21 protein-coding genes and 1 rRNA gene are annotated in these 24,008 nt (G+C 73.7%); 4 read left to right on the plus strand and 18 right to left on the minus strand.

What is annotated here, in order from left to right; translation table 11 throughout:
• Together ACI3ET_RS15340 and ACI3ET_RS15345 are read right to left on the minus strand one after the other, a co-directional pair.
• Nucleotides 1-1,109, minus strand: a 1,109-nt coding sequence (locus tag ACI3ET_RS15340; RefSeq protein WP_405033949.1) for a hypothetical protein, incomplete at its 3' end; no start/stop codon positions are given.
• A 191-nt stretch (nt 1,110-1,300) separates the two neighbouring features.
• Nucleotides 1,301-2,686 (minus strand): replication-associated recombination protein A, encoded by a 1,386-nt coding sequence (locus ACI3ET_RS15345; RefSeq protein ID WP_405033950.1) that lies wholly within the window; start codon nt 2,684-2,686, stop codon nt 1,301-1,303.
• Nucleotides 2,687-2,718: 32 nt separating this feature from the next.
• Between ACI3ET_RS15345 and ACI3ET_RS15350 the strand changes: the two genes are divergently transcribed.
• The 3 genes from ACI3ET_RS15350 to ACI3ET_RS15360 all read left to right on the plus strand — a co-directional run bounded on the left by ACI3ET_RS15350 (nt 2,719) and on the right by ACI3ET_RS15360 (nt 5,306).
• Nucleotides 2,719-3,492: a GNAT family N-acetyltransferase gene (locus tag ACI3ET_RS15350; RefSeq protein WP_405033951.1), complete on the plus strand. Its 774-nt coding sequence runs from the start codon at nt 2,719-2,721 to the stop codon at nt 3,490-3,492.
• A gap of 162 nt (nt 3,493-3,654) precedes the next feature.
• On the plus strand, nt 3,655-4,410 hold the full coding sequence (locus ACI3ET_RS15355) for a hypothetical protein (protein WP_405033952.1): 756 nt from the start codon (nt 3,655-3,657) through the stop codon (nt 4,408-4,410).
• Nucleotides 4,411-4,601: 191 nt separating this feature from the next.
• A complete protein-coding gene (locus tag ACI3ET_RS15360; protein WP_405033953.1) occupies nt 4,602-5,306 on the plus strand; it encodes a hypothetical protein in 705 nt (234 codons plus the stop codon).
• Here the strand turns inward: ACI3ET_RS15360 and ACI3ET_RS15365 are convergent.
• Both ACI3ET_RS15365 and aspS read right to left on the minus strand, forming a co-directional pair.
• On the minus strand, nt 5,303-6,802 hold the full coding sequence (locus ACI3ET_RS15365) for a phytoene desaturase family protein (protein WP_405033954.1): 1,500 nt from the start codon (nt 6,800-6,802) through the stop codon (nt 5,303-5,305). The genes ACI3ET_RS15360 and ACI3ET_RS15365 overlap by 4 nt on opposite strands.
• 18 nt (nt 6,803-6,820) lie before the next feature.
• Nucleotides 6,821-8,647, minus strand: a complete 1,827-nt coding sequence (gene aspS / locus ACI3ET_RS15370; RefSeq protein ID WP_405033955.1) for an aspartate--tRNA ligase — start codon at nt 8,645-8,647, stop codon at nt 6,821-6,823.
• Nucleotides 8,648-8,911: 264 nt separating this feature from the next.
• Between aspS and ACI3ET_RS15375 the strand changes: the two genes are divergently transcribed.
• On the plus strand, nt 8,912-9,742 hold the full coding sequence (locus ACI3ET_RS15375) for a hypothetical protein (protein ID WP_405033956.1): 831 nt from the start codon (nt 8,912-8,914) through the stop codon (nt 9,740-9,742).
• Nucleotides 9,743-9,762: 20 nt separating this feature from the next.
• Here the strand turns inward: ACI3ET_RS15375 and ACI3ET_RS15380 are convergent, their stop codons facing one another.
• The 14 genes from ACI3ET_RS15380 to rrf all read right to left on the minus strand — a co-directional run bounded on the left by ACI3ET_RS15380 (nt 9,763) and on the right by rrf (nt 23,999).
• On the minus strand, nt 9,763-10,368 hold the full coding sequence (locus ACI3ET_RS15380; protein WP_405033957.1) for an NUDIX domain-containing protein: 606 nt from the start codon (nt 10,366-10,368) through the stop codon (nt 9,763-9,765).
• A gap of 16 nt (nt 10,369-10,384) precedes the next feature.
• Nucleotides 10,385-12,079, minus strand: a complete 1,695-nt coding sequence (locus ACI3ET_RS15385; RefSeq protein ID WP_405033958.1) for a CTP synthase — start codon at nt 12,077-12,079, stop codon at nt 10,385-10,387.
• A gap of 3 nt (nt 12,080-12,082) precedes the next feature.
• Complete coding sequence (locus ACI3ET_RS15390; RefSeq protein WP_405033959.1) at nt 12,083-13,273, minus strand: glycosyltransferase family 4 protein; 1,191 nt, start codon at nt 13,271-13,273, stop codon at nt 12,083-12,085.
• The gene (murJ, locus tag ACI3ET_RS15395; RefSeq protein ID WP_405033960.1) at nt 13,270-14,895 is read right to left on the minus strand and encodes a murein biosynthesis integral membrane protein MurJ; all 1,626 of its coding nucleotides are present in this window, start codon (nt 14,893-14,895) and stop codon (nt 13,270-13,272) included. The genes ACI3ET_RS15390 and murJ overlap by 4 nt, the downstream gene beginning before the upstream one ends.
• Nucleotides 14,892-15,716: a hypothetical protein gene (locus ACI3ET_RS15400; RefSeq protein ID WP_405033961.1), complete on the minus strand. Its 825-nt coding sequence runs from the start codon at nt 15,714-15,716 to the stop codon at nt 14,892-14,894. The genes murJ and ACI3ET_RS15400 overlap by 4 nt, the downstream gene beginning before the upstream one ends.
• Nucleotides 15,713-16,822: a copper transporter gene (locus ACI3ET_RS15405; RefSeq protein WP_405033962.1), complete on the minus strand. Its 1,110-nt coding sequence runs from the start codon at nt 16,820-16,822 to the stop codon at nt 15,713-15,715. The genes ACI3ET_RS15400 and ACI3ET_RS15405 overlap by 4 nt, the downstream gene beginning before the upstream one ends.
• On the minus strand, nt 16,819-18,003 hold the full coding sequence (gene steA / locus ACI3ET_RS15410) for a putative cytokinetic ring protein SteA (RefSeq protein WP_405033963.1): 1,185 nt from the start codon (nt 18,001-18,003) through the stop codon (nt 16,819-16,821). The genes ACI3ET_RS15405 and steA overlap by 4 nt, the downstream gene beginning before the upstream one ends.
• A complete protein-coding gene (gene recN, locus ACI3ET_RS15415) occupies nt 18,000-19,787 on the minus strand; it encodes a DNA repair protein RecN (RefSeq protein WP_405033964.1) in 1,788 nt (595 codons plus the stop codon). Before recN ends, steA begins: the two co-directional genes overlap by 4 nt.
• Complete coding sequence (locus tag ACI3ET_RS15420; protein ID WP_405033965.1) at nt 19,784-20,779, minus strand: NAD kinase; 996 nt, start codon at nt 20,777-20,779, stop codon at nt 19,784-19,786. The genes recN and ACI3ET_RS15420 overlap by 4 nt, the downstream gene beginning before the upstream one ends.
• Entirely contained in the window at nt 20,776-21,627 is an 852-nt protein-coding gene (locus ACI3ET_RS15425; RefSeq protein WP_405033966.1) for a TlyA family RNA methyltransferase, read from the minus strand. Before ACI3ET_RS15425 ends, ACI3ET_RS15420 begins: the two co-directional genes overlap by 4 nt.
• The gene (locus tag ACI3ET_RS15430) at nt 21,624-21,830 is read right to left on the minus strand and encodes a hypothetical protein (RefSeq protein WP_405033967.1); all 207 of its coding nucleotides are present in this window, start codon (nt 21,828-21,830) and stop codon (nt 21,624-21,626) included. Before ACI3ET_RS15430 ends, ACI3ET_RS15425 begins: the two co-directional genes overlap by 4 nt.
• On the minus strand, nt 21,827-22,672 hold the full coding sequence (locus tag ACI3ET_RS15435) for an HAD-IIA family hydrolase (protein ID WP_405033968.1): 846 nt from the start codon (nt 22,670-22,672) through the stop codon (nt 21,827-21,829). Before ACI3ET_RS15435 ends, ACI3ET_RS15430 begins: the two co-directional genes overlap by 4 nt.
• A complete protein-coding gene (locus ACI3ET_RS15440) occupies nt 22,669-23,436 on the minus strand; it encodes a tetratricopeptide repeat protein (protein ID WP_405033969.1) in 768 nt (255 codons plus the stop codon). The genes ACI3ET_RS15435 and ACI3ET_RS15440 overlap by 4 nt, the downstream gene beginning before the upstream one ends.
• A 446-nt stretch (nt 23,437-23,882) precedes the next feature.
• Nucleotides 23,883-23,999 (minus strand): 5S ribosomal RNA (gene rrf / locus ACI3ET_RS15445).
• Nucleotides 24,000-24,008: the final 9 nt, after the last annotated feature.

The raw sequence follows: 24,008 nt of genomic DNA on the forward strand, positions 1-24,008 counted from the left end.
CTCGGCTCACCCACCGGGGTACCGTCCGCGTCCACCTGAACGTACCCGCGCAACTTCGTGCCGGTCACCGGAAGGTCCGAGTGCAGCCGCTGGGTGTACTCGACGAGGCCGATCCGATAGAAGTCGGCGCCCTCGTAGGCCGTGGTGTCCGGCACGGCTGGCGTGATCGTCGGCAGCTCGTCCACGAACTTGCGGATTCCGGTACCCGGCACGATCTCGACCTGGTCCGCCCCGGTCAGGGTCGCGGCGAAGGAGTATGTCCTGGCCGGGTAGGAGGGGAAGTCCGTCGACGGCAGGGTGAGAACCTCGCCCTGCAACGGGCTGAGGGGGGACGGGTGGTACACCGCGTCGGTGCCGGTGACGTCAAGTGGAATGCCCTGGCCGTAGAACGCGAGCCGGTCGCCCGCCTGGACGGCGAGGTTGGCGACGCCGAAGGTCGCGACCTCGCCCACAGCGGGGTCGGTCAGCGCAGGCATGCTCAGCTGGCCGCTGTCGAACACGACGCTGTACTGGTCGGTGAACCGCGTGGGACGCAGGACGTAGGCGTGGAAAGACTTCCCGGCCGACGCCAGAGCTGCATCGGCGTTCGCCTGGTTCCAAACCGTGAAGCCCGTGAGCAGTCCATCCGGTAGGGCGTCGCCGAGCACCACGAACACGGTCTCCGCCGTGTCCGTGGCGTACTGACGGTCCACCAGCTCGTTGCCGACGGTGGTCTGGGCGCCCGGCGTCGTGGTGACCTCCGGCAACGGACTGTTCGCGTAGTTCGGGTGGCTGAAGTAGCGGGGCGCCTCTCCCGGGACCGCAGCCATGGCGGTCATCTCGGCGTCAACCACCATCAGCGGGTTGAGAGCGCCGTCCTGCAGGGCCCGAGCCGCCGCCGCGTCCCGGTCCTCCTGGGTGATCCGCTCCTCGGCCTTCTCCTGGACCCTCTGGGCCTTCTGGTCGTAGTTCGCGGTGATCTGGTCGGCGTCGTCGCCGTTGCTTGGAGCGGTCTTCCCGCTCGTGACGCTGCTGCCGCCGGGTGGACCGGCTACAGCGGTGATCGAGCCTGCCCCTGCAGACAGGACGGCGAAGGTGGCGAGCGCCACCACGCCGGAGCGAATCTTCATGGAGTGCTCCTGATGGAGGATGCGGTCGGCTGGTGATTGAGGCGGCCCTCCGCCACGTCTTGCGGCGTCCCTGCACGCCACCGACCTACTACGGACAGTAGAACCGAACTCCACTTACGACAAGGGTTACGACCACATTTCTTTTGTGGGTGTCCTTCCGAGGCCGACGATCACGATCGTCCGGACGGGCGTCACCGGCCCCGGACGATCCGGCGCAGCTCGGCCCACCGGCCACCGAGGCGCTCCTCCCAGCCCCGCCCGGTCGGCCGGTAGTAGTCCACGTCCTCGGCGAGCAGGTCGTCGGGCAGGAACTGCTGCGGCCCGACGCCGGCCGGCTCGTCGTGGCTGTAGCGGTAGCCCTCCCCGTGCCCGAGGCGCGCGGCACCGGCATACCCGCTGCCCCTCAGGTGGGGTGGCACCGCTCCGCCCTTGCCCGCCCGGACGTCGGCGACGGCGGCGTTGATCGCGGCGTAGACAGCGTTGGACTTGGGCGCGAGCGCGTTGTGCACCACGGCCTGCGCCAGGATGATCCGTGCCTCGGGCATCCCGATCTGCGCCACGGCGTGCAGGGCCGCCACCGCGGTCTGGAGCGCGGTGGGGTCGCCCAGCCCGACGTCCTCGGAGGCGGAGATGACGATGCGTCGGGCGATGAAGCGCGGGTCCTCCCCCGCCTCGAGCTGACGGGCGAGGTAGTGCAGCGCCGCGTCGACGTCCGACCCGCGCATCGACTTGATGAAGGCGCTGGCGACGTCGTAGTGCTGGTCCCCCGCGCGGTCGTAGCGCACCGCCGCGATTGCCATCGCCTGCTCGACCGTGGCGAGCGCGATCCTGGCAGGCTCGTCCTCGCGCCCGGCCGCCCGCTCGTCGACCGCGACGCCTGCGGCCGCCTCCAGGGTCGTCAGCGCGCGACGGGCGTCTCCCCCTGCCATGCGCACCACGTGCTCGAGCGCGTCGGCGTCCAGGACGAACTCCTTCGCCAGACCCCGCTCGTCGGTGAGCGCGCGGGCCACCACCCCGCGGATCTCCTCGTCCTCCAGCGGTCCGAGCCGCACCAGCACCGAGCGGGACAGCAGGGGGGCAATGACGGAGAAGGACGGGTTCTCCGTGGTGGCGGCCACCAGGATGACGAGCCGGTTCTCCACCCCGGGCAGGAGCGCGTCCTGCTGCGCCTTGGTGAAGCGGTGGATCTCGTCCAGGAAGAGCACCGTCTGGCGCCCGTGCAGCGAGCGCTCGCGCACCGCCGACTCCATCACCGCCCGGACGTCCTTGACCCCGGCGGTCACCGCGGACAGCTCGACGAAGGTGCGCTCAGCAGCCGTCGCCACGAGGTGCGCCAGCGTGGTCTTGCCGGTGCCCGGGGGTCCCCAGAGGACGGCGGACAGCGGCCCGGCCACACCCGCCTGCCCCTCGATGAGGCGGCGCATCGGCGACCCCGGCCGGAGCACGTCCTGCTGACCGGCCACCTCCTCGAGCGAGCGCGGCCGCATCCGCACGGCCAGCGGCGGGCGCAGGTCGCCCTCCCCCGGCGTGTCCCCGCCCGAAGCTAGGCTGAACAGGTCTGATCCGCGTGCCGACACACCTGGGAGGTTACCCGGGGAACCCAGGAGGTATGCCGTTGCACCGGCTGCACGACCACGCCGCGCTGGTCGCGCGCTCGGGCCGGGACCCCTGGTTGCGGTGGGCGCTCGATCTGCTTCTGCCGCACGAGGTGTGGGAGCACGAGGGGGTGGCGCTCGTGGAGCGGGGCGGCGAGCGCCGGGGCGTCTGGGTCGCTCCTCTGGGACCGGGGTCGGAAGAGGGCGAGCGGGTGCGCTCCGCCCTGACCGTCCTGCGCGACGACGGGCACCTCGAGCGGCTGTCCAGCCGGTCGGTGTCGGTGCCGCAGGAGCACGCGGCCGTGGCGCACCGGCTCCTGGACCTCGGGGGCGGCGGCGACTGGGAGTGGATGTGGACGACGCGCGAGCCACCGCTCGACCCGCGCGAGCACCTGCTCGTGCTCCTGGACGACCGCCGTGACGCCGAGGAGATCCATGCCTTCTCGTCGGCCCACAACCCCCGGGTGTGGACCGAGGTCGGCACCGCTCGCGTGGTGCGCTGGGTCGGGCTTCGGGACCGGCGGGGAGGTCTGGTCGCGGTCGGGGGCGCCGAGCTGGAGGCGTCGGGCGCACCGCACCTGGCGGGGGTCGTCACGGCGGTCGGGAAGCGGGGCCAGGGGCTGGGCACGGTCGTCTCCGCCGCGCTCACGCGGTGGGCACTCTCGGAGCACGGTGTCTGCACGCTGGGCATGTTCTCCGACAACGACCCCGCCCGGAGCGTGTACCGCCGTCTGGGGTACCGGACTGCCCGGTCGTGGCACAGCCGCACCCTGGTCGGCGCCCCCTGAGGGCGCAGGTGACCTCTGGCGGGGCGACTCGGGACCTAGGTCCCTACTACACCTTGTCGTACTACGGCAGTATGAGTCGTGGAGGTCACCACGACCTCTGGGTCGGCCCACAGGCCGACCATCATTCGATCCGGGCGAGAACGTGCCCGGGGGAGGTTCACAATGGCACAGCGTCTACGCCTCGTCGGGATCATGCTCATGGTCTTCGGTCTGGTCTTCTTCATCGGGTCGGGCGTCGCCTTCAAGATGTACTCCGACGGCGCTCACTCGCTCCAGAGCTTCAGCGAGGTGCAGGGCGTCGAGCTGGACTACAACGAGGACGGCCAGCTTGTCGACCGTGGCGACACCGCGGCCGCCGAGGGCATCATGGCGATGCTGACGGACGAGTGGGGCTACCCGGTCTCCGACCGTGAGATGGACCCGGACGACCCGCTGGTCAACACCGCGAGCGAGTACATGTACCAGATGGCCGTCGTCACCCACCACGTCATCGACGGGACCTACGAGGTCACCCTCACCGAGGACCAGGTCGTCGACGCCGAGGGCAACGCCCTCAAGGAGCTCACCGTCAACGGTCAGACCATCGCCGTCCCCGCCGACTTCCCGACCGAGGGCATGACCGTCGAGGTGGCCGGCGACGGTCGCTACTGGAACGACTTCGACCGGACCAACCCGGTCGACGCCGCCGCCCGTCCGATGATCTGGACCGGCACGGTCCACGGCCTCGTCGGCGAGCTGGGTGTGGGCACCGTCACCGCCTCCGCCCTGAAGCTGGCCCTGGGCCTCGTCGCCCTCCTCGCCGGCCTCGGCGCGATCAACCTGCTCACCGGTGCTGGCCTGTTCTGGGCCGCCAGCAACCGCCGCGAGGAGACCCCGGCCGCCCCCGTCGAGCAGCCCGAGCTCGAGCGCGTCGGCTGACAAGAGTCACCCTGCTGAGAGCAGTGTCCCGGCAGGAGCCGGGTGCGGGAGACCGCACCCGGCTCCTCCGTCGTCCGGGGCCGCGCGCCGTGGCGACCTGCACCTTTTCCCGCTCCGCGACGACATACCAAGGTCCCTGCCGTGAGGACCACCCGGCCCGGCGCGGTCAGGGCGAGCCGAAGGGGCCTGGCATGAACCGCACCACACGGACCACCGCCACCCTGGCCGCGCTGGCACTCCTGCCCGCGCTGGCGTCTGCCGCGCAGGCGGCGCCGCCCAGGATGTACCACACCGTCTCCCACGAGCTTGCCTATCTTGAAGCCGTGCAGGTCGACGAGTGTCAGGAGACGCACCTCTGGGTGAGCGCAGCACAGGGTCACTATGCGGGCCTCCACGGCCCGTCCAACAAGCAGCAGGGCCCCTCGGGAGTACTGGTTCAGGTCATCGACACATGTGCCGAGCTGCCCGACGGGCCCGGCACGGCCGCAGCCGAACCGGGCGGCGACATCGTCCTGGAGGTGCAGGCTCAGGCCATGATCGGCGTCAGCATGGATCAGCAGCTCACGTGGGCGCGGTTCGTGGGCACGCTGGAGGGCACCGACCAGGACGGCAACCCTGTCAGCGTCCACGTCGACGCCGCGTGGAGCGGCGTCGGTCCCCTGGAGCACACCACGGGGCACGCGAACGTGCGGCTCGACGGTGGCAACGTCAACTCCGCCAACAACGACTGGCGTCGGGACGCCACCGGCGTCGCGACGGTGGCGTTGGACGGGCAGACGTTGCCGGGCTTCAGCGGCGACGGTGTCCTGGAGCGCACCAAGAGCCACTGCATCGAGATCCCGAAGGGCAAGCCCTCGGACGAAGAGTTCAACCCCTGCTTCGGCTTCCCCGGCTAGGAGTGCCGGGGGCCGTCGGGAGCGAGCGACGGCAGACCGCGGACACCGAGGTGGCGCAGCACCCGGCGGGCCGCGTGGTGCCCGCCCATGCCGTGCACGCCCGGCCCCGGTGGTGTCGAGGCGGAGCAGAGCCAGACGCCCGGCGCAACGGCGTACGGGTCGGGCCTGGGGGTGGGGCGCGCCGCCATCCGCCACAGGGAGATGGCCCCGCCCGAGATGTCCCCGCCGGGGTAGGCGGCGTTGTGCTCGGCCATCCGCGACGCGGGTGTCACCACGCAGTCCACGACGACGTCACGGAACCCGGGGGCGAACCGCTCCAGCTGCGCGTCGGCCTGGGCGCGCACGTCGCGGTCCGAGCCGCGCGGCACGTGCGCGTAGGCCCACAAGGGGCGCAGACCCGTCGCGCCCAGTCGCCCGGGGTCGTGCGTCACGGGGTCGCTGACGAGCATGACCGGACGGTCGGCGTGACGCCCCGCCGCCACGTCGGCCTCGGCGGAGCGCATGTCGGCCACCGACCCACCGACGTGCACGGTCCCGGCCCTGCCCACGTCGGGGTGCCGCCAGGGCACGGGCCCGGACAGCACGTAGTCGAGCTTGCACACCCCGGCACCGAGCGGCAGCCGCTCGAGCCGGGAGCGCCAGGGGTCGGCGAGCAGTCGCGCGGCCACGGCGACGTGGGTGTCGAGGAGGTAGGCCCGTGCGGGGGGTAGGTCCGCGCAGCTGCGGACCGGGTGGTCGAGGACCAGCTCCCCACCGTGCGCAACCAGGTCCTCCACCAGGACGCGGGTGATCTCGCCGATGCCGCCGCGCACCATCGGCCAGCCGGTGGGGCTGTGCGCCAGCGCTCCCAGGTATGCCGCGGTGCCGGCGGCTGCCGCGGAGGGCAACGTCGTGATCGTGTGGGCCGACACGCCACCGATGAGGGCGGCCGCCTCCTGCGTGCGCCACCAGCGGTCCCCCACCGACGTACTGAGCACGGCCACGGCCTGAGCGAAGGCGAGCGCTGCGCCGACGGTGCCGCCGTCGGGTCGTGGCACGGACCGCTTGTCGGACAGGGCCAGGGCGGCCACCTCGGCGAAGCGCTCGGCCAGCGGCCCCATGAGGCGCCGCCAGGCGGCCTCGTCCTCACCCAGCCCGTGGGCCGTGGTGGCCAGGTCGCGGTGTGCGATGCCGGCACGTCCGTCGTCCAGGGGTTGCGCGTAGGAGACCTCGGGCACCACGAGCTCGACGCCCCGTGCCGGCAGGTCGAACTCGGCGAAGAACGGTGAGGAGGGGGCCGCCGCGGGCACCGCCGCGCAGACGTCCCGGAGGAGTCCCTCGGCCTCGGTCGCGCGTGAGGACAGCAGCGGAAGGGTCCGCACGCCGCCGCCGGGCGTCGGCTGCCCCTCCAGGACCGTCACCGACAGGCCCGCCCGCGCGAGCGTGACGGCGGCCGCGAGTCCGTTGGGGCCCGAACCCACGACGACCACGTCGCGTCGGGGCGAGGTGGTCGTCATGGTCGTGCTCCGTCCGGGTCAGCTCTGCGTCGGGTTGACCTCGTCCGCGCCCTGGGGCGCGGGCGCGGTGGGCTCGGGGCGGGCATCCACGCCCGCCTCCTTGCGCTGCTCTTGGGTGATGGGCGCCGGGGCCGACGTGAGCGGGTCGAAACCGCCCCCGGACTTGGGGAAGGCGATGACGTCGCGGATCGAGTCGGTACCCGCCAGCAGGGCCACGATCCGGTCCCACCCCAAGGCGATCCCCCCGTGCGGCGGGGCGCCGTACTTGAACGCCTCGAGCAGGAAGCCGAACTTCTCCTGCGCCTGCTCCTCGTCCAGACCCATGATCGCGAAGACACGCTCCTGGACGTCGCGCCGGTGGATACGGATGGACCCGCCACCGATCTCGTTGCCGTTGCACACGAGGTCGTAGGCGTAGGCGAGCACGGCGCCCGGGTCGTCCTCCATCGTGTCGAGGTGCTGGTCCTGCGGAGACGTGAAGGCGTGGTGGACCGCGGTCCACGCCCCGGCTCCGACGGCCACGTCTCCCGCCTCGACCGCCTCGGACGCAGGCTCGAAGAGCGGCGCGTCCACGACCCACAGGAAGCTCCACGCGTCCTCGTCGATGAGCGCGCACCGCCGCCCGATCTCCAGGCGAGCAGCTCCGAGGAGCGCGCGGGACGGCTTGGTCGCCCCGGCGGCGAAGAAGACCGCGTCGCCCGGATGCGCGCCGACGTGCACGGCCAGCCCCGCCCGTTCGGACTCGGAGATGTTCTTGGCGACCGGTCCGCCCAGCTCGCCGTCCTCGCCCACGGTGACGTAGGCCAGGCCCCTCGCGCCGCGCTGCTTGGCCCACTCCTGCCAGGCGTCGAACTGCCGACGGGGCTGCGACCCGCCGCCGGGCATGACGACCGCGCCGACGTAGTCGGCCTGGAACACCCGGAACGGGGTGCCGGCGAAGAACTCGGTGCACTCGCCGATCTCGAGGTCGAAGCGCAGGTCGGGCTTGTCGGTGCCGAAGCGGCGCATGGCCTCGGCGTAGCTCATCCGGGGGAACGGGGTGTCGAGCGCGACGCCCTTCACCGCCCAGACGGCCCGCGCCACCGCCTCGCCCAGCTCGATGACGTCGTCCTGCTCGACGAAGCTCATCTCGATGTCGAGCTGGGTGAACTCCGGCTGTCGGTCGGCGCGGAAGTCCTCGTCGCGGTAGCAGCGCGCGATCTGGTAGTAGCGCTCCATGCCCGAGACCATGAGCAGCTGCTTGAACAGCTGGGGGCTCTGCGGCAGCGCGTACCAGCTGCCCGGCTGCAGGCGAGCCGGGACGAGGAAGTCGCGCGCACCCTCGGGGGTGGACCGCGTCAGCGTCGGCGTCTCGATCTCGACGAAGTCGCGCTCCGCCAGCACGGCACGCGCCGCGGCGTTGACCTTTGAGCGCAGCCGTAGGTTCTGCCCGGCCGCGTTGGCGCCGGGGCGGCGCAGGTCCAGGTAGCGGTGGCGCAGGCGCGCCTCCTCGCCGACGGTGACGCGCTCGTCGATCTGGAAGGGCAGGGGGGCGGACGCGCTGAGCACCTCGATGTCGCCGGCGACCACGTCGACGGCGCCGGTGGGCAGGTCGGGGTTGACGTCCTTGTCGGCGCGGGCGGTCACCTCGCCGGTCACCTTGACGCAGTACTCGCTGCGCAGGTCGTGAGCGGTTCCGGTGAGGACCTCGTCACGGGCCACGACCTGCACGACGCCGCTGGCGTCCCGCAGGTCGACGAAGGCCACGCCTCCGTGGTCGCGGCGACGGGCCACCCACCCGGTGAGGGTGACCGTGGTGCCGACGTGCTCGGCGCGCAGCGTGCCGGCCTCGTGGGTGCGAAGCATGATGTCTCCTCTCGGGTCGTGTCCCGGAGGGCGGGGTGCCGTCCGGGAGGCAGCCCGCACAGGTGTGGGCGGGGGCCAGGTCGCGGTGCCACCACACCTTCGCCGAGGGATCCTCGGCCTCTCGTCGGTCCGCCGGACGCGCGGTGCGCGGGTCGGGAGCCGGTCAGGGCCCCGGGCGGGTCGTCACTCCACCCCCGCGCACGGCTGCCAGTGTACGCGCCGGGACGCAGGCGCCCGCCCGCCCAGATGCGCCATAGTGACCTCATGAGCACCACCGCGCAGCGTCATGCGGAGCCGGGGACCGGGCGGGGCCCGGCACCCCGTCGGAGGTGGTCGCTGCTGCTCAGCGCCCTGCTCCTCGTGGGGTGGGCCGCCCACGCCCTCGCGTCGTGGCTCGGGGGCTACCAGACGGTCCCCCTCGCCACGCTCCAGCACGAGCTGGACACCGGCACGGTGACCGGCTATGTCGTGGTGCAGGACGAGCCCCGCCTGGGTGACGTCCGGTGGTGGGCCGTCATCCGTCCGGAGCCTGCTCCTCTTCCGTGGTCCCAGGGAGCGGCCGGCACCCAGCCGGTCGCCGACGAGCCGGTCTTCCCCTCCGGGATGGAGGTGGTCTACACGGTGCGCGACGACCGGCCCCGCGTCGCGGTGCCGTCGTGGGGCCTGTACGGCCCCCCGCAGCGCACCTGGGCTGACGCCACCGCGGAGGAGACGGAGTGGATCCGCACCCGGCTGCTGACCAGCGACGTCCCGCGCGGCCCCCACGCGCTCGAGCTGGGCAGGACCGGGTCCGTGGCCCTCGTCCTCGGTCCCGCGCTCCTCGCCGGGGTCCTCGCACACCTGCTCCTCGGTCCCGCGCCGCGGCACGGGACCCGGTGGTTCTGGTTCTGGCTGCTCGGTCTGCCCGGTGGGATCGGTGTCGTGGGCTACGCCCTCTGGGAGGTGGCCGGCCTTCGTGAGCACCGGGTGCCGGCTCCCGGTCTGCGTTCGGACGGGGTGTACGGCGTCGTCGTCCTGCTGCTGGCCGGCATGCTCGCCAGTCTGTCGACGGGGATTCTGCTCGTCCTCGTGGGAGCGACCGTCACGCCCCTGTGAGCGGACGTCCCGGGTGGACCTCAGCCGCGCAGGCGGGCGTCGAGCGCGAGCACGGCCAGCATCATCGGCGCGTTGCGCACCTGCGCACCCAGCACCGCGGCCACCGCGGTCGACAGCGGGACCCAGCCCACCGGCATACCGATCTCCTCGTGCTCCCGCTCGTGCCGGTCCCCCGCGTCGACCTCGGACAGCCCGGTTGCCACGAAGATCGTGATGACCTCGGCCGAGCCGCCCGGCGAGGTGGTGATCGGGAAGAGCAGCTCCCAGCGGTCCGCCACCAGGTCGGCCTCCTCGGCGAGCTCGCGCTGCGCCGCCTCCAGCGGCGGCTCCCCCTCCACGTCGAGCAGCCCGGCCGGGATCTCCCAGTCCTCCGCCGCGACCGGGTGGCGGTACTGCCGGATCATCAGCACCTCCGGCTCTCCACGGTCCTCGCGCACGGCGAGCACGGCGATCGCCCCGGGGTGGGCCATGTACTCCCGCGCGACGGGGCCGTCCTCCAGGTGGACGGTGTCCCGGCGCACGTCCCAGACCGCGCCGTGGAAGGCTGTCTCGCTGCCGCTGACTCGCCGGGCTCCGGGTGCGTCGACGAGGTCCTGCAGGCTCAGGGTGGGGGCGGAGAGGCTCATGACGGCGGGCGCCGGCTCAGCGGGGCAGGTCGTGCTGGTGGTGGCGGACCTCGACCTCGACGAGCCGCTGGCTGCGCTGCATCTCCAGCGCGGCCTCGACCAGCCCGTCGAAGAGCGGGTGCGCGTGGTCGGGGCGCGACTTGAACTCCGGGTGCGCCTGGGTCGCGACGTAGTAGGGGTGGACCTCCCGCGGCAGCTCGACGAACTCGACGAGCGCACCGTCGGGGGACGTGCCGGAGATGACCAGCCCGGCGTCGGTCAGCTGGTCGCGGTAGGCGTTGTTGACCTCGTAGCGGTGCCGGTGCCGCTCGGACACCTCGGTCCGGCCGTAGACCCCCGCGACGACCGACCCGGGCGTCAGGGAGGCGGGGTAGGCACCCAGGCGCATGGTGCCCCCGAGGTCGCCGGCGCCTTCGACGAACTGCTCCTGCTCGGCCATCGTCGCGATGACCGGGGCGGGCGTCTGAGGGTCGAACTCGGTCGAGCTGGCGCCCTCGATGCCGGCCACGTGGCGGGCGTGCTCGATGACCATGGCCTGCAGGCCCAGGCAGATGCCCAGGGTCGGCACACCGTGCTCGCGGGCCCAGCGCAGCGCCCCGATCTTGCCCTCGATGCCGCGCACGCCGAAGCCCCCGGGGACCAGGATCGCGTCGACGTCGCCGAGAGCCTTGCCGGCCCCGGCCTCGGTCTGGCACAGGTCGGAGGCGACCCAGCGGATCCGGACCCTGGCGTCGTGGCGAAAGCCGCCGGCGCGCATCGCCTCGGTGACCGAGAGGTAGGCGTCGGGCAGGTCCACGTACTTGCCGACGAGCGCGATCTCCACCTCGTGCTCCGGCTCGTGGACCCGCTCCAGCAGCCCGTCCCAGGCCGACCAGTTCACGTCGCGGAACGGCAGCCCGAGGGTGCGCACGACGTAGGCGTCGAGCATCTCGGTGTGCAGCACCTTGGGGATGTCGTAGATGCTCGGGGCGTCGATGCACGCGGCCACGGCGTCCGCGTCGACGTCGCACATCATCGAGATCTTGCGCTTGATGCCCTCGGGGATCTCGCGGTCGGCACGCAGCACGAGCGCGTCGGGCGTGATGCCGACCTGGCGCAGCGCGGCCACGGAGTGCTGGGTGGGCTTGGTCTTCAGCTCGCCGCTCGGCGCGAGGTAGGGCACGAGCGAGACGTGGAGGAAGAAGCAGTTGGCGCGCCCGATGTCGCGGCGCACCTGGCGGGCCGCCTCGAGGAAGGGCAGCGACTCGATGTCGCCGACGGTCCCGCCGATCTCGGTGATGATGATGTCGGGCCGGGAGGTGTCGTCGGCGTTGGCCGCCGCCCGCATCCTCGCCTTGATCTCGTTGGTCACGTGCGGGATGACCTGGACGGTGTCGCCGAGGTACTCCCCGCGCCGCTCCCGGGCGATCACGTCGTTGTAGACCTGCCCGGTCGTGACGTTGGAGCGCCCGGAGAGGTTGACGTTGAGGAAGCGCTCGTAGTGCCCGATGTCGAGGTCGCACTCGGCACCGTCCTCGGTGACGAACACCTCGCCGTGCTGGAACGGGTTCATCGTCCCTGGGTCGACGTTGATGTAGGGGTCGAGCTTCTGCATGGTGACCTTCAGGCCACGCGAGCGGAGCAGGAACCCCAGGCTGGAGGCCGTCAGCCCCTTGCCGAGCGAGGAAGCGACGCCCCCGGTCACAAAGATGTGTTTCGTCGTCTCCACCACGGGCTACCAGCCTACGTGACGTCGGGCGGTCCTCGGGCACCGGCCCTGCGGCGCGTCGTCCTGAGGCGGTCCCACCAGGTATGCCGTCAGCACCGCCTCGAGCGCGTCCGTCGCCGTGGGCAGCTCGGCCGCCCGCTGCAGCGCCCGGACCCTCAGCCGCGCCCGGACCGTGTCGTCCCGCAGGACCTCTCGGAGGGCCGCGGCGAGCCGCTCGACGAGTCCGGGCCCCGGCTCGACCAGGACGCCCGCTCCCCCCAGCACCAGGGCGGTGCCGCCCACGTCTGTCGCCACGACAGGTGCCCCCACCTGCAACGCCTCCTGGAGCCAGACCGGCTGCCCCTCCCACACGGCCGAGGACACCACGAGGTCGGCCGAGGCGAGCAGGTCGAGCACGTCGTCGCGGTGCCCCAGCAGCCGCACGTCCGTGAGCCGGGACGAGGTGCTCGCCCGCGCCTCCAGCGTCGTCCGCTCGGGGCCCTCGCCGGCGAGGACGAGGACCGGGGCGGGGTCGATCTCCCCCGTCGTCACGAGCTGGTCGAAGGCGTCCACGAGGGCCGCCTGGTCCTTCTGCGGGGCCAGCCGCCCGGCGTTGACGACCAGCAGCGGGCGGTCCTCGGTCCCGAGACCGAGCTCGCGCCGGACCCGGTCCCGGAGGACCGTCCGCCGCTCGCCGGACAGCGGCGGGCCGGGCGCGGCGGGGACCACGGCGAGCCCCGCGGCCCGCGCACCGGCACGACGGGCGCGGACGAGAAGGTCCGGGGAGACCGCCAGGACCAGGTCGGCCCGTCGGCAGGCGAGTCGCTCGGTGACCGCGTACACGGCGCGGCCCACCAGGCCCGCCGGCGGGGCGTTGTGGGTCGTGACGACGAACCGGGGACCCGATGTCCCCCCCGGGGGCAGTGCCAGGGAGGTCAGGGCGCCGGCACGCAGGCCGTGGGCGTGCACCACGTCGGCGCCACGTGAGACCGCCCTCAGCGTGGCCACGGCTGCCCGGTCCCGCGCCATCCCGGGGCGGGCGGACACGGGCAGGTCGACGCAGGTGGCGCCGAGCGCCTCGAGACCGAACCGTCGCGACACCTCCGCAGGGGCCGCCACGACCACCCGGTGACCGCGTCCGACCAGTCCCTCGGTCAGCAGCTGCACGTGCCGGCCCACCCCGCCGGCCACGAGCGCGGTCACCAGCAGGACGTTCACGACCCGTCCCTGCCGCTGAGGCCGCGCCAGGCGGCCGGCGCGAGGACGCGCACGGACAGCGCTGCGGCGAGCGCCACGAGGGCTCCCCCACCGAGCGCCCGGCCGAGGGTCGGCAGCCAGCCGTCGGCCGCCGCGGGCAGGGCGAGCTCGCTCACGAGAAGCCCGGCGAGCGCCCCGATTAGGGCGGCGGCGCCACTGCGCACCACCCCGTGGAAGGCCGCCGGACCCCACACCCGGCCGACCTCGAGGACCACGAGGGCGCCGGCGACCGTCATCCCGAGCGAGGACCCGACGGCCAGCGCGAGCAGCGTCTCCTCGACCGGGCTGCCGACGGCGACCACGACGAGGGGCAGGAGCGCCGCGACCGACCAGCCGGCGACACCGGCGGCGGCGGCCCGCCTCGGCGAGCCGACGGCGTAGAGCGCCCGCGTGCCCACGGCCAGCAGCGCGTAGCCCAGCAGCCCGGGCGCGAGCGCGGCCACCGTGGCCGGAAGGGCCTCCAGCGTCGCCCGTCCCGCGCCGTCGGCACCCGCGTCGAGCAGGAGGAACACCTGCCCCACCTCGCGCCGGACGGCCACGAGAGCGGCAGCGGCGGCCAGCGAGGCCACGACCGCCCCCAGCAGCGCCCGTCGCAGGACCCTGACCGCCTGGGCCCCGCCGCCCGCTAGACGGGGGAAGGCGACGGTGGCCAGCGGCACCACCAGCACGGCATACGGGAGCAGGAAGGTGGTCTGGGCGTAGGTCCACACGGTGATCCCCGCCACGCCGTCGCTGGCGTTGGTCAGGAGCAGCACGACCACGGCGGCCAGCTGCTGCGCGGCGACGACGAGGATGCCGGCGAGCGCGAGGGCACCGGCGCGGCGACCCGTCCCCTCGGGGAAGCGCCAGGTGGGCCGCCAACGGACACCCAGCCGGGCAGTGGGCAGCAGGAGCGGCAGGCTCAGCGCCACCACCCCGGCGGTCGTCCCCCCGGCGAGCAACCAGATCCCTGCGGCGGGGACCGAGCCCGGCGGGGAGGCGGGGTCGTAGAGCGCGCCGAAGGCCAGGTAGACGCTGATGACCACCACGCTGGAGACCAGCGGGGCCAGCGCCGCCGCGAGGAAGCGCCGGTGGGCCTGGAGGATCCCGCTGAGCACGATCCCGACGCCGTAGAGGACGACCTGCGGGGCGAACAGCACCAGCATCAGCCGGCCCGCGGCCTGCGCGTCGCCCGGGGAGCACCGGCCGCTCTCGCCGAGCAGCCAGGCCATCACCGGTCCGGCGGCGAGGGCCACGACGACCGCGAGCGGGAGCAGCACCGTGAGCGTCCAGGTCATCAGCGCCGAGGCGGTCCGGTCCGCGAGGCGTTCGTCGCCGCGCTGCAGGTGGCCGGCGACGAGCGGGACCGCGACGGCGGCGAGCGCCCCGCCCGCCGCCACCTCGAAGAGGACGTTCGGCACCAGGTTGGCGGTCGCGTAGACCTGTCCCACGCAGGTCGCACCGACGGCGTGGGAGAACACCACCCACCGGACGAGGCCGACGGCTCGGGCGGCGAGCGTCACCGCGGCGACGAGGCCGGCGGTGGCGAGCATGCCCTGGGGGGTCAGCCGCGAGCTCGGCCCGCTCGCCGCGGGTGGCGTCACCGCGGCCTGCCCCACCGGTCCAGCGCGCTGAGGACGGGGTGGGAGTCGATCACCCGGCTGAAGCTCACCCGCTCGCTGGCCAGGTTCAGCGCGGTGACGGCCGCGAGCGCGAGCACCCGGCCGCGGGGCCCCAGCGCCTGGGCCGCGGCGAGACCGACCACCGCACCGAGCGGGTTGGCGCCGGTGTCCCCCAGCATCGAGCTCCCGCGCAGGTCGGCGGGCAGCAGGGCCGCGCCGGCACCGCTCACCGCGGCTGCCCCGGGTCTGCCGAGCAGACCCAGCGGGACCGCCAGAGCGAGGCCGACCTTGAGGGCACGGCCGGGCCGCAGGTCGAACAGGTTGGCGAGGTTCGCCGACCCGGCGACCAGGGCCGCCCCGGTGAGCGTGTGGCTCCCCAGGCCCCGTCCGGTGCGCACGTCCGACCACCCGCAGGACAGCAGTCCGGACAGGCCGAGCCCGACCACCTTGAGGGCACCGGTGGTGACCTCGCCCCGACGCAGCGGACGCAGGTGGCCGCGCAGGCCCTTCGTGGACGTCGTCCCGCCGAGGTCGTCGACCGCGCCGGCCACGCCGGCACCGAGAACGGCGAGCGCCGCGGGCGGGTCCACCACGAGCAGCGGCGTGCACGTCCCCCCGACGAGCGCGACGCCCTCGGTCAGGGTGACCGGCCGGTGCGCATGGTTGGTGCGCTCCCACCGTGCGCTGCCGCCCGGCAGGACCCCGGCACGGTGCAGACGCGCGACCGCGACCGACGCCAGGGCTGCCGACCCCGCCACCACGAGAGTCGTCCGACCGCTCGCCCGACCGGGGGACGACGTCACGGTGCCCCGGTCTGGGCGTCCGGGTCCTCGTCCACCTCGGGGCCGGTCGGTGCATCGGTGCTCGCGGCCCCGTCGGCCCCTCTGGGGGCGGGGATGGTGCCGGGCAGTGCGGCGGCGGGGACGGGCGGCAGCGCGGGCGTGGGGCCGGTCGCCCCGCGTCCGAGCCCGTAGTGGCCCGCCTCCCCGAGCACCTCCCACGCCATGGCCATCGTGACCACCAGCTGTCCGGCCGCGCTCTCGACGTTGTCGACCGTGGACACCTCGTCGGCGAGGGGGCGGTCGTCACGGACCACGCCCACCAGCGGGTCCAGGAGCTCCACGTCCCCGGTGGTCATGGCGTCCGTCCCCTCCCCCGCGACCACGACGGGGATCTCGAGGCGGGCGAGCGCGTCCACCAGACCGAGCCGCTGCTCCAGCTCCAGGCTGCCTGGCTCCTGCCCCGCTGCCTCGTCCGACAGCCCCCCGCTCACGACGAGCAGGGCCTCGGGGGCGCGTCGGTCCGAGACGTTGCTCAGGGGGTCGTCGCGCCAGGTGAGGTCGATGAGGCCACCGTCCTCCAGCTGGCGGCCAGCATCCAGCCAGGCCCCCACCAGACCCGGCTCGTCGGCACCGGCGAGCACGGCGGCGAGCACGGTGGCGACGTCGGGCTGCCCACCGCCACGCGGCTCGGGGTCGGCGACCGTCTGCGCCAGGGCCGCCACCAAGTCGAGCCGCGCCTGGTCGGGCTCCTGGTCCTCCCAGGCGGCGTCGATCTCGGCGGTGAGCACGACGGTGGCGCCGGCCTCCTCGAGCTGCCCCTCGAGCCGGTCGACCGTGTTGCGGTCCGCTCCGGGGAGCACGACGACGCCGGCGCGCACGTCCTGCAGGGTCCCGGCGACGACACGCTCGTGCACGACCCTCAGGACGGAGTCGCGGGCCTCGGCCAGACCGTCGGCGGAGTCGACCTGCGCCCGGAGGGCGGCACGCTCGGAGCGGAGGTCGGCGACCTCGCTCTCCAGCGTGCTCGAGATCCCCTCGCGCAGCGGGCCGGCCCCCAGCGCGATGCCCACGGCGAGGGCGATGAAGACGGCGACGAGGGAGACGAGGTGGTAGCGGAAGTCGATCAACCGAACACTCCCTCGATCCAGGCCCAGACGTCGTCCCATCGTACGGCGAGCACCCCGAACAGGGCCCTGCCGCCCGGTGTCGCCGCCAGGGCGACCCCGAGCGCGAGCAGTCCGGCAAGCACCAGCCAGACCAGGGAGAGCGTGGAGATACGGTTGCGGTAGAGCAGGCTGACCCCCTTGGCGTCGACCAGCTTGCTGCCGATCCGCAACCGGGTCAGGAAGGTGCTCGCCATGCCCTGCCGGCCCTTGTCCAGGAACTCCACGAGCGTGGCGTGGGTGCCGACGGCGACGATGAGCTCGGCACCGCTGTCGTCGGCGATGAGCATCGCGATGTCCTCGCTCGTGCCGGGCGCCGGCATCACCACCGCGTCGTGGATGCCGAGCGCCTGCACGCGCTCCAGCCCCGGCGCCCGGCCATCGCGGTAGGCGTGCACGACGAGCTCGGCACCGCTGGTGAGGGCCGCGTCGGACACGGAGTCCATGTCGCCGACGATGAGGTCCGGCTGCAGGCCCTGCTCGAGGAGCGCGTCGGCGCCCCCGTCGACGCCGATGAGCACGGGACGGGCCTCGCGGATGAAGGGACGCAGGGTGTGCAGGTCCTCCTTGTAGTGGTAGCCGCGCACCACGACGAGGGCGTAGCGGCCGGCGAACTCGGTCCGCAGGGGTGGGATCCCGACGCCGTCGATGAGCAGCTCGCGCTCGGCACGGACGTAGTCCATGGTGTTCTGCGAGAACGCCTCGATCTGGTCGGACAGGTTGGTCCTGGCGTCGGCGAGCTGGGCGGCGACCAGGGCGGGCGTCAGCCGGACGCCCCTGGCCACGACCTGCCCGTCGACGCGCAGTGCGTCTGCCTCGACCGTGGCCGTGCTCCCCTCGGCGAGCCTCATCACCTCGGGCCCGCAGCGGTCCAGCACGGGGATGCCCGCCTCGAGGAGGATCTGCGGCCCCATGTTGGGGTAGGTCCCGGTGGTGGTGGCGGCGGCGTTGACCACCGCGGCGGGGGCGCACGCCACGAGGGCGTGCGCGCTGACCTGGTCGAGGTCGGCGTGGTCGACGACGGCGATCTCGCCCGGGGAGAGCCGCTTGGTGAGGTTCTTGGTCCTGCTGTCGACCCGGACCGGCCCGGTGACCGTGCCGGTCGCGCCGTCCTTGGTGCGGCGGGATCGGCGTGGCGCGGTCATCCGGCCATCGTCGCACGTCGGGCCAGCAGCTCCCGGGCATGCGTGAGCGCGGCCTGCGAGTCGGCCACCCCGCCGAGCATGCGGGCCAGCTCGGCCTCCCGCTCGGGCCCGTCCACGACGACCACGCCGCTGCGGGTGACCTGCCCGTCGGTGCTCTTGCGCACCACCAGGTGCCGGTCGGCGTAGGCCGCCACCTGCCCGAGGTGCGTCACGACGATCACCTGCGAGGTCCGGGCCAGCCGGGCCAGCCGGGCTCCCAGGTCGAGGGCGGCGCTGCCACCCACGCCGGCGTCGACCTCGTCGAAGACGTAGGTCGGCACAGCACCGTCACCGCACACCAGCTCCAGCGCGAGCATGACCCGGGACAGCTCACCGCCGGAGGCGGCGCGCGTGACCGACCGGGCCGGGGCCCCCGGGTTGGCGGCGAGGCGGATCTCGACGTCGTCCAGCCCGTGCGTACGCGGTCGGGTCAGCCGCCCGTCCGGCAAGGGGACGAGGCCGGAGGACGACGCTGCGCCGCGGTCCGCCTCAGCGCCACCCTGATCGGCTCCGTCCACGACGCGTGGGGCGACGTGGACGGTGACCTCGGCAGAGCCCATCGCGAGGTGCGTCAGCTCCTGGGTGACGGCCGTGCCGACCCGCTCGGCGGTCTCCTCGCGCGCTCGGCTCAGGGCCCAGCCGGCCCGGCCGACCGCGATCCGCAGCTCCTCGGCGCGGGCCGCGAGCGCGGCGAGGTCGTCGTCCGAGACGTCGATCCGGGCCAGCTCCTGCGCCGACACCCGGGCGAAGCCCAGCATCTCTCCCGTCGTCGGCCCGTACTTGCGCAGCAGGACCCCGAGGTCCGCGCGTCGCCGGTGCACCTCGTCGAGCCGCTCCTCGTCGACCTCGATGGCCGACGCGTAGGCCGCGAGGTCGGTGGCCAGGTCGGAGGACAGGTAGGAGATCTCGTCCATCCGCTCCCGCAGCCCGCCGAGCTGCTCGTCGTGCGTGGCCGCCGGCGCCAGGGCCACCCCTGCGGAGGCGAGGAGCGCGGTGACGCTCGCCTGCTCCATACCCGGGTCGTCCGACCCCACGAGCGCGTCGCGCGCGAGGAGCGCCGCCGTGCGCAGCTCCTCGGCGTGCGCGAGCCGCTCGGACTCGGCGCGCAGCGCGTCCTCCTCCCCCTCCAGGGGGTCGAGCGCACCGATCTCCTCCAGCGCCGCGCGCAGCATCGCCACCCGCAGGTTGCGCTCGGCTGAGGTGCGGGAGAGCTCGGCCAGGCGGGTCCGGGCACCCTCCCACTCCTCGTGGACGTGCCGGTAGGCCGCGAACCGCCCGGCCAGGCGGTCCCCGCCGGCGCCGTCGATCAGCAGCCGGTGGTGCTCCGCGTCGCGGAGGCGCCACTGGTCCGCCTGGCCGTGCACGGCGACCAGGTGCTCGCCCACCTCCGAGAGCACCGTCACCGGGGCGACCCGGCCGCCCACGTGGGCGCGCGAGCGCCCCTCCGCGGACACCGTGCGCACCAGCAGCAGTCCGTCGGAGGCGTCGCCACCGGCCTCCTCGACGCGCTGCGCGGCCGGGTGCTCGACGGGGACGTCGACCTCGCCCTCGACGACGGCCTGGCGCAGTCCGGTGCGCACCAGCCCTGAGTCGGCCCGGGCGCCGAGGAGCAGGCCGAGGCCGCTGATGACCATCGTCTTGCCCGCGCCGGTCTCGCCGGTGATCACGTTGAGGCCCTCCACCAGCTCCAGCTCGGCGTCGTCGATGACCCCCAGGCCCTGGATCCGCATCCTGCGCAGCGTCACCCTGCGCTCTCCAGCGGGGTGGGGACCTGGGACGTGGCAGGCGGGTCCGGCGGGTCCGGCACGGCGGGCGTCGTCTGGTGGTGGGCCACCGCCGGGCCGCGCCAGCCGGTCACCGGCAGCGCGAACTTCGCGACCAGCCGGTCGGTGAACGGCTCGGTCGACAACCTGGCCAGGAGGACCGGGGTGGCGGACCGGCGGACCTCGACCCGGGCTCCGGGCGGCAGCTCGACGGTGCGCCGACCGTCGCACCACATCACCCCGGTGACGTAGGACTGCGGCACCACCTCGACCGCGAGCCGGGTGTCCGGTCCGAGCACGAGGGGCCGGGCGAACAGGGCGTGCGCGGAGATCGGGACCAGCAGCAGCGCCTCCACGTCCGGCCACACGACCGGTCCCCCGCCGGAGAAGGCATACGCGGTGGAGCCCGTCGGCGTCGCCATCACCACCCCGTCGCAGCCCCACGTCGACAGCGGTCGCCCGTCGACCTCGACGGCCACCTCCAGCATGCGCTCCCGGGCCGACTTCTCCACGGAGGCCTCGTTGAGCGCCCAGTTCTGGGCCAGCACCTCGCCGTCGTGCAGGACCTCGACCTCCAGGGTCATCCGCTCCTCGACGTGGTAGTCGCGGGCGACGATGCGCTCGACGATCGAGTCGACGTCCTCCTTCTCCGCCTCGGCGAGGAAGCCGACGCGCCCCATGTTGACTCCCAAGAGCGGGGTGCCGGCCGGCCGGGCGATCTCGGCGCCGCGCAGGATCGTGCCGTCCCCGCCGAAGACGACGACGAGCTCGCAACCGGTGGCGTCGACGTGCGGTGGCACGGGGCTCTTGTGCGCGACGACCCCGTCGACCTTGACCACCTCGTGGGTGGGCTCGGCCTCCGGGACCGCCTCGACCTCGATGCCGTGGGCGGCAAGACGCTCGGCGAACGCGTCCGCGAGGTCGGGCACCTCCGGCCGGGAGGGGTGGGTCACCAGCATGATCCGGCGGGTCACCGTTCCTCCTCGTGCCTCAGCGCGCGCCGTCGTGCGGCGAGCTCGTCCCGTGCCAGACCCCAGTCCATCATGCCCGCGCCGGTGGCGTGCAGCCAGAGCAGGTACTCGACGTTGCCGGTGGCGCCGACGAGTGGGGAGCGCAGGATCCCACCGACCGCGAACCGGTGCTCGGACGCCGTGTCCAGCACCGTCGCGAGCACGGACTCCCGCTGCTCGGCCGAGCGGACCACGCCGTCGTGACCCAGGCGGTCCCGACCCAGCTCGAACTGGGGCTTGACCAGGACGACCACGTCGGCGCCCTCGGTGCAGACCTCGCGCAGGACCGGCAGCACGTGCTCGAGGGAGATGAAGGAGACGTCGCAGACGACCAGGTCCACTGCCCCTCCGATCGTGGCGACCGTCGTCCGGCGGATGTTGGTGCGGGGGAGGTCGGTGACCCGTGGGTCGTGGGCGACGCGGGGGTCCAGCTGCCCGTGACCGACGTCGAGGGCGACGACGTGCGCCGCGCCGTGAGCCAGCAGCACCTGGGTGAACCCGCCGGTGGACGCCCCGACGTCGAGGCAGCGACGTCCGGCGACGACCAGCCCGAGGGGGAGCCACTGCTCCACGGCATACCGCAGCTTCAGCGCCCCGCGACCGACCCATCCCTGGGTGATCCACGCGGACCCGCTCTCCTCGTCGGCCGCCTGCACGGCCAGCGCCTGCGTCTCGAGCACGGGTGTGGACGGCTTGGTGACCACGTTGCCGTCGACCGTGACCCGCCCGTCAAGGAGCAGCGCCCGGGCCTGCGTCCGAGACCTGGCCAGGCCGCGGGCGACGAGAACGGTGTCCAGCCGAGCGCTGGTCATGCCCTCGGACCCGGCCGCGCCTCCCCCGGTCCGGGTGGCGGCGGCGTGGGTGCGGTCAGCCGCTGCTGCAGCGCCCGGTGCGCTGAGGCAGCCGCGGCGACCTGCCCAGCAGGACCCTGGCCCATGGCCGTGTCGAAGTCGGCGAGGATCTCGTCGACGGCGCGGTCACCGCTCGGCGGACGTGGGCCAATGTGCTCGCTCACCCGGCCGCCCAGAGGAACGCGAGGTCGGGGATCGTCGGCGCCACGTGGTCCGGACGGAGTCCGGCGGGGGCGGCGGCGGCCTCCTCCCGGGTCGACACACCGGTGAGGACGAGGGCGCTGAGCAGGCCGAAGTTCGCCGCGCCGGCGATGTCGGTCTCCAGCCGGTCCCCGATCATCAGGCACTCCGCGACCGGCAGTCCGAGTCGGGCCACCGCGACCTGGTAGGCCGGCGCGTGCGGCTTGCCGACGACCTCGGGCTCCTTGCCGGTGGCGTGGCGCACGGCGGCCACCAGGGACCCGTTGCCCGGCGCGAGGCCCCGCGTGGTCGGCAGGGTGGCGTCGTCGTTGGTGGCCAACCACGGAGCACCGGCCGCGATCGCGTAGCTGGCCTCGGTCAGGTCCGGCACACCCACCTCAGGTCCGTAGCCCTGCACGACCGTCACGACGCCCGAGGGCCCCCCGGCCTCGACGCGTTCCCGGGTCTCCGAGGGCGAGCGCCAGGGCAGGCCGACCTCGTCCAGCGCGACCCCCAGGCCCTCGCCGCCGACGGCCAGGACCGCTCTGTCGTCGTCGACGTGAAGCTCACCCCGGTCGCGCCGTGACGCCAGCACCGCAGCCGCGACCTGGGAGGCGGTCAGGACCTCGGACGGCTCGGTGGGCAGTCCCAGGCGGGAGACGTGATCGGCGACGGCCGACGGCGTGCGCGAGGCGTTGTTGGTCATGAACAGCAGCTGGACGCCGGCCTTCTTGGCGGCTGACAGTCCCTCCACCGCCCCCGGGCAGGCCTGCTCGCCGCGGTAGACGACCCCGTCGAGGTCGCAGAGGATCCCGCGCACGGTCATCGGCCCGGTCCACCGTCCGCCTGGGGGTCGGCTCCGCGGGCCTCGTCCTCCTGCTCGACCTCGTGGACCGGCGTGTCCTCCTCCTCGTCGGGAGTGAGGTCGATGACATCCGGGTCCTCCTCGACGCCGAGGACCTCGCGTACGTCCGTCTCTCCCTCGACGTCGACCTCTGCCGCGCGCTCGTACCAGGCCTGCGCCTCGTCGTGACGCCCGTCAGCCTCCAGGGCAGCGGCGTAGGCGTAGCGCAGTCGCGCTGCCCAGGGCTCCTGACCCGTGCCGGACGCCGCGAGGTCTCGCAGGTGCTGCACCGCTGCCGCTGTTTGGTCCATGTCGATCCGAGCGCCGGAGACCACGATCGCCATCTCGATCTGCTCGGCAGGTGAGAGTCGCCGCGCGTCCGGGCTGGCCGCCATCTCCAGGGCACGCTCGGGCCGACCGAGCCCGCGCTCGGTGTCCGCCATCATCGGGAGCAGGTGGTTCAGACCCGAGATCCGCCGTGCGGTGCGGAACTCTCCCAGAGCCTTGGCCCACTCACCGCGGCGGTAGTAGACGACACCGAGCGTCTCACGCACGCCGGCCACCCTGCCCGCCCGGCGCGAAGCGGCCAGGGCGTGCTCGAGCGCCGCGTCGAGATCGTCGGCCTCCATCTGCAGCCCGGCCGCCACGAGGTGGCGCGCTGTGCCGTCGGCGTTGTCCTTGCTCAACGTCCTGAGCTCCGCCCGCAGCTCACGGTCCAGCTGCCCCGCCTCGATCTCCTCCGGCACCTCCGGCTCTCTCGGCTTGGGCGGGCGATCGTCCCGACGCGGCGGCCGATCGTCGTGACCGCGATAGCCGCCGCTGCTGGATCCGCGGTCGTCGCGACCCCGGTAACCACCACGGCTCTCGCCACCACGCTCACCACCGCTGGCACCCCGGTCGTCACGACCCCGGTAACCACCACGGCTGTCGCCACCACGCTCACCACGGTCGTCACGACCCCGGTCGCCCTCGCGACCCTTGTTCGGCGTCGCGTCGGAGGGACGCGTGCGGTCGTCGTCCCGGCGTGGCCGAGAATCCCGACGCTGGTCGGGCCGTCGGTCGCGCGAACCCCTGTCCTCGCCGCTGCGTCGATCCTCGCTCACCAGAGCATCCTTCCTCGTCGATCGGGCCAAGACATGCGAATGGGCCCTGATCGACACCGTGGTGTCGATCAGGGCCCATCCTAAGTTGAGTCCGGCGGTGTCCTACTCTCCCACACCGTCACCAGTGCAGTACCATCGGCGCTGTCAGGCTTAGCTTCCGGGTTCGGAATGTGACCGGGCGTTTCCCTGACGCTATGACCGCCGTAACGCTGTCG

This window comes from Ornithinimicrobium jinqii (genome assembly GCF_045032595.1).
Classification (GTDB): Bacteria; Actinomycetota; Actinomycetes; order Actinomycetales; family Dermatophilaceae; genus Ornithinicoccus.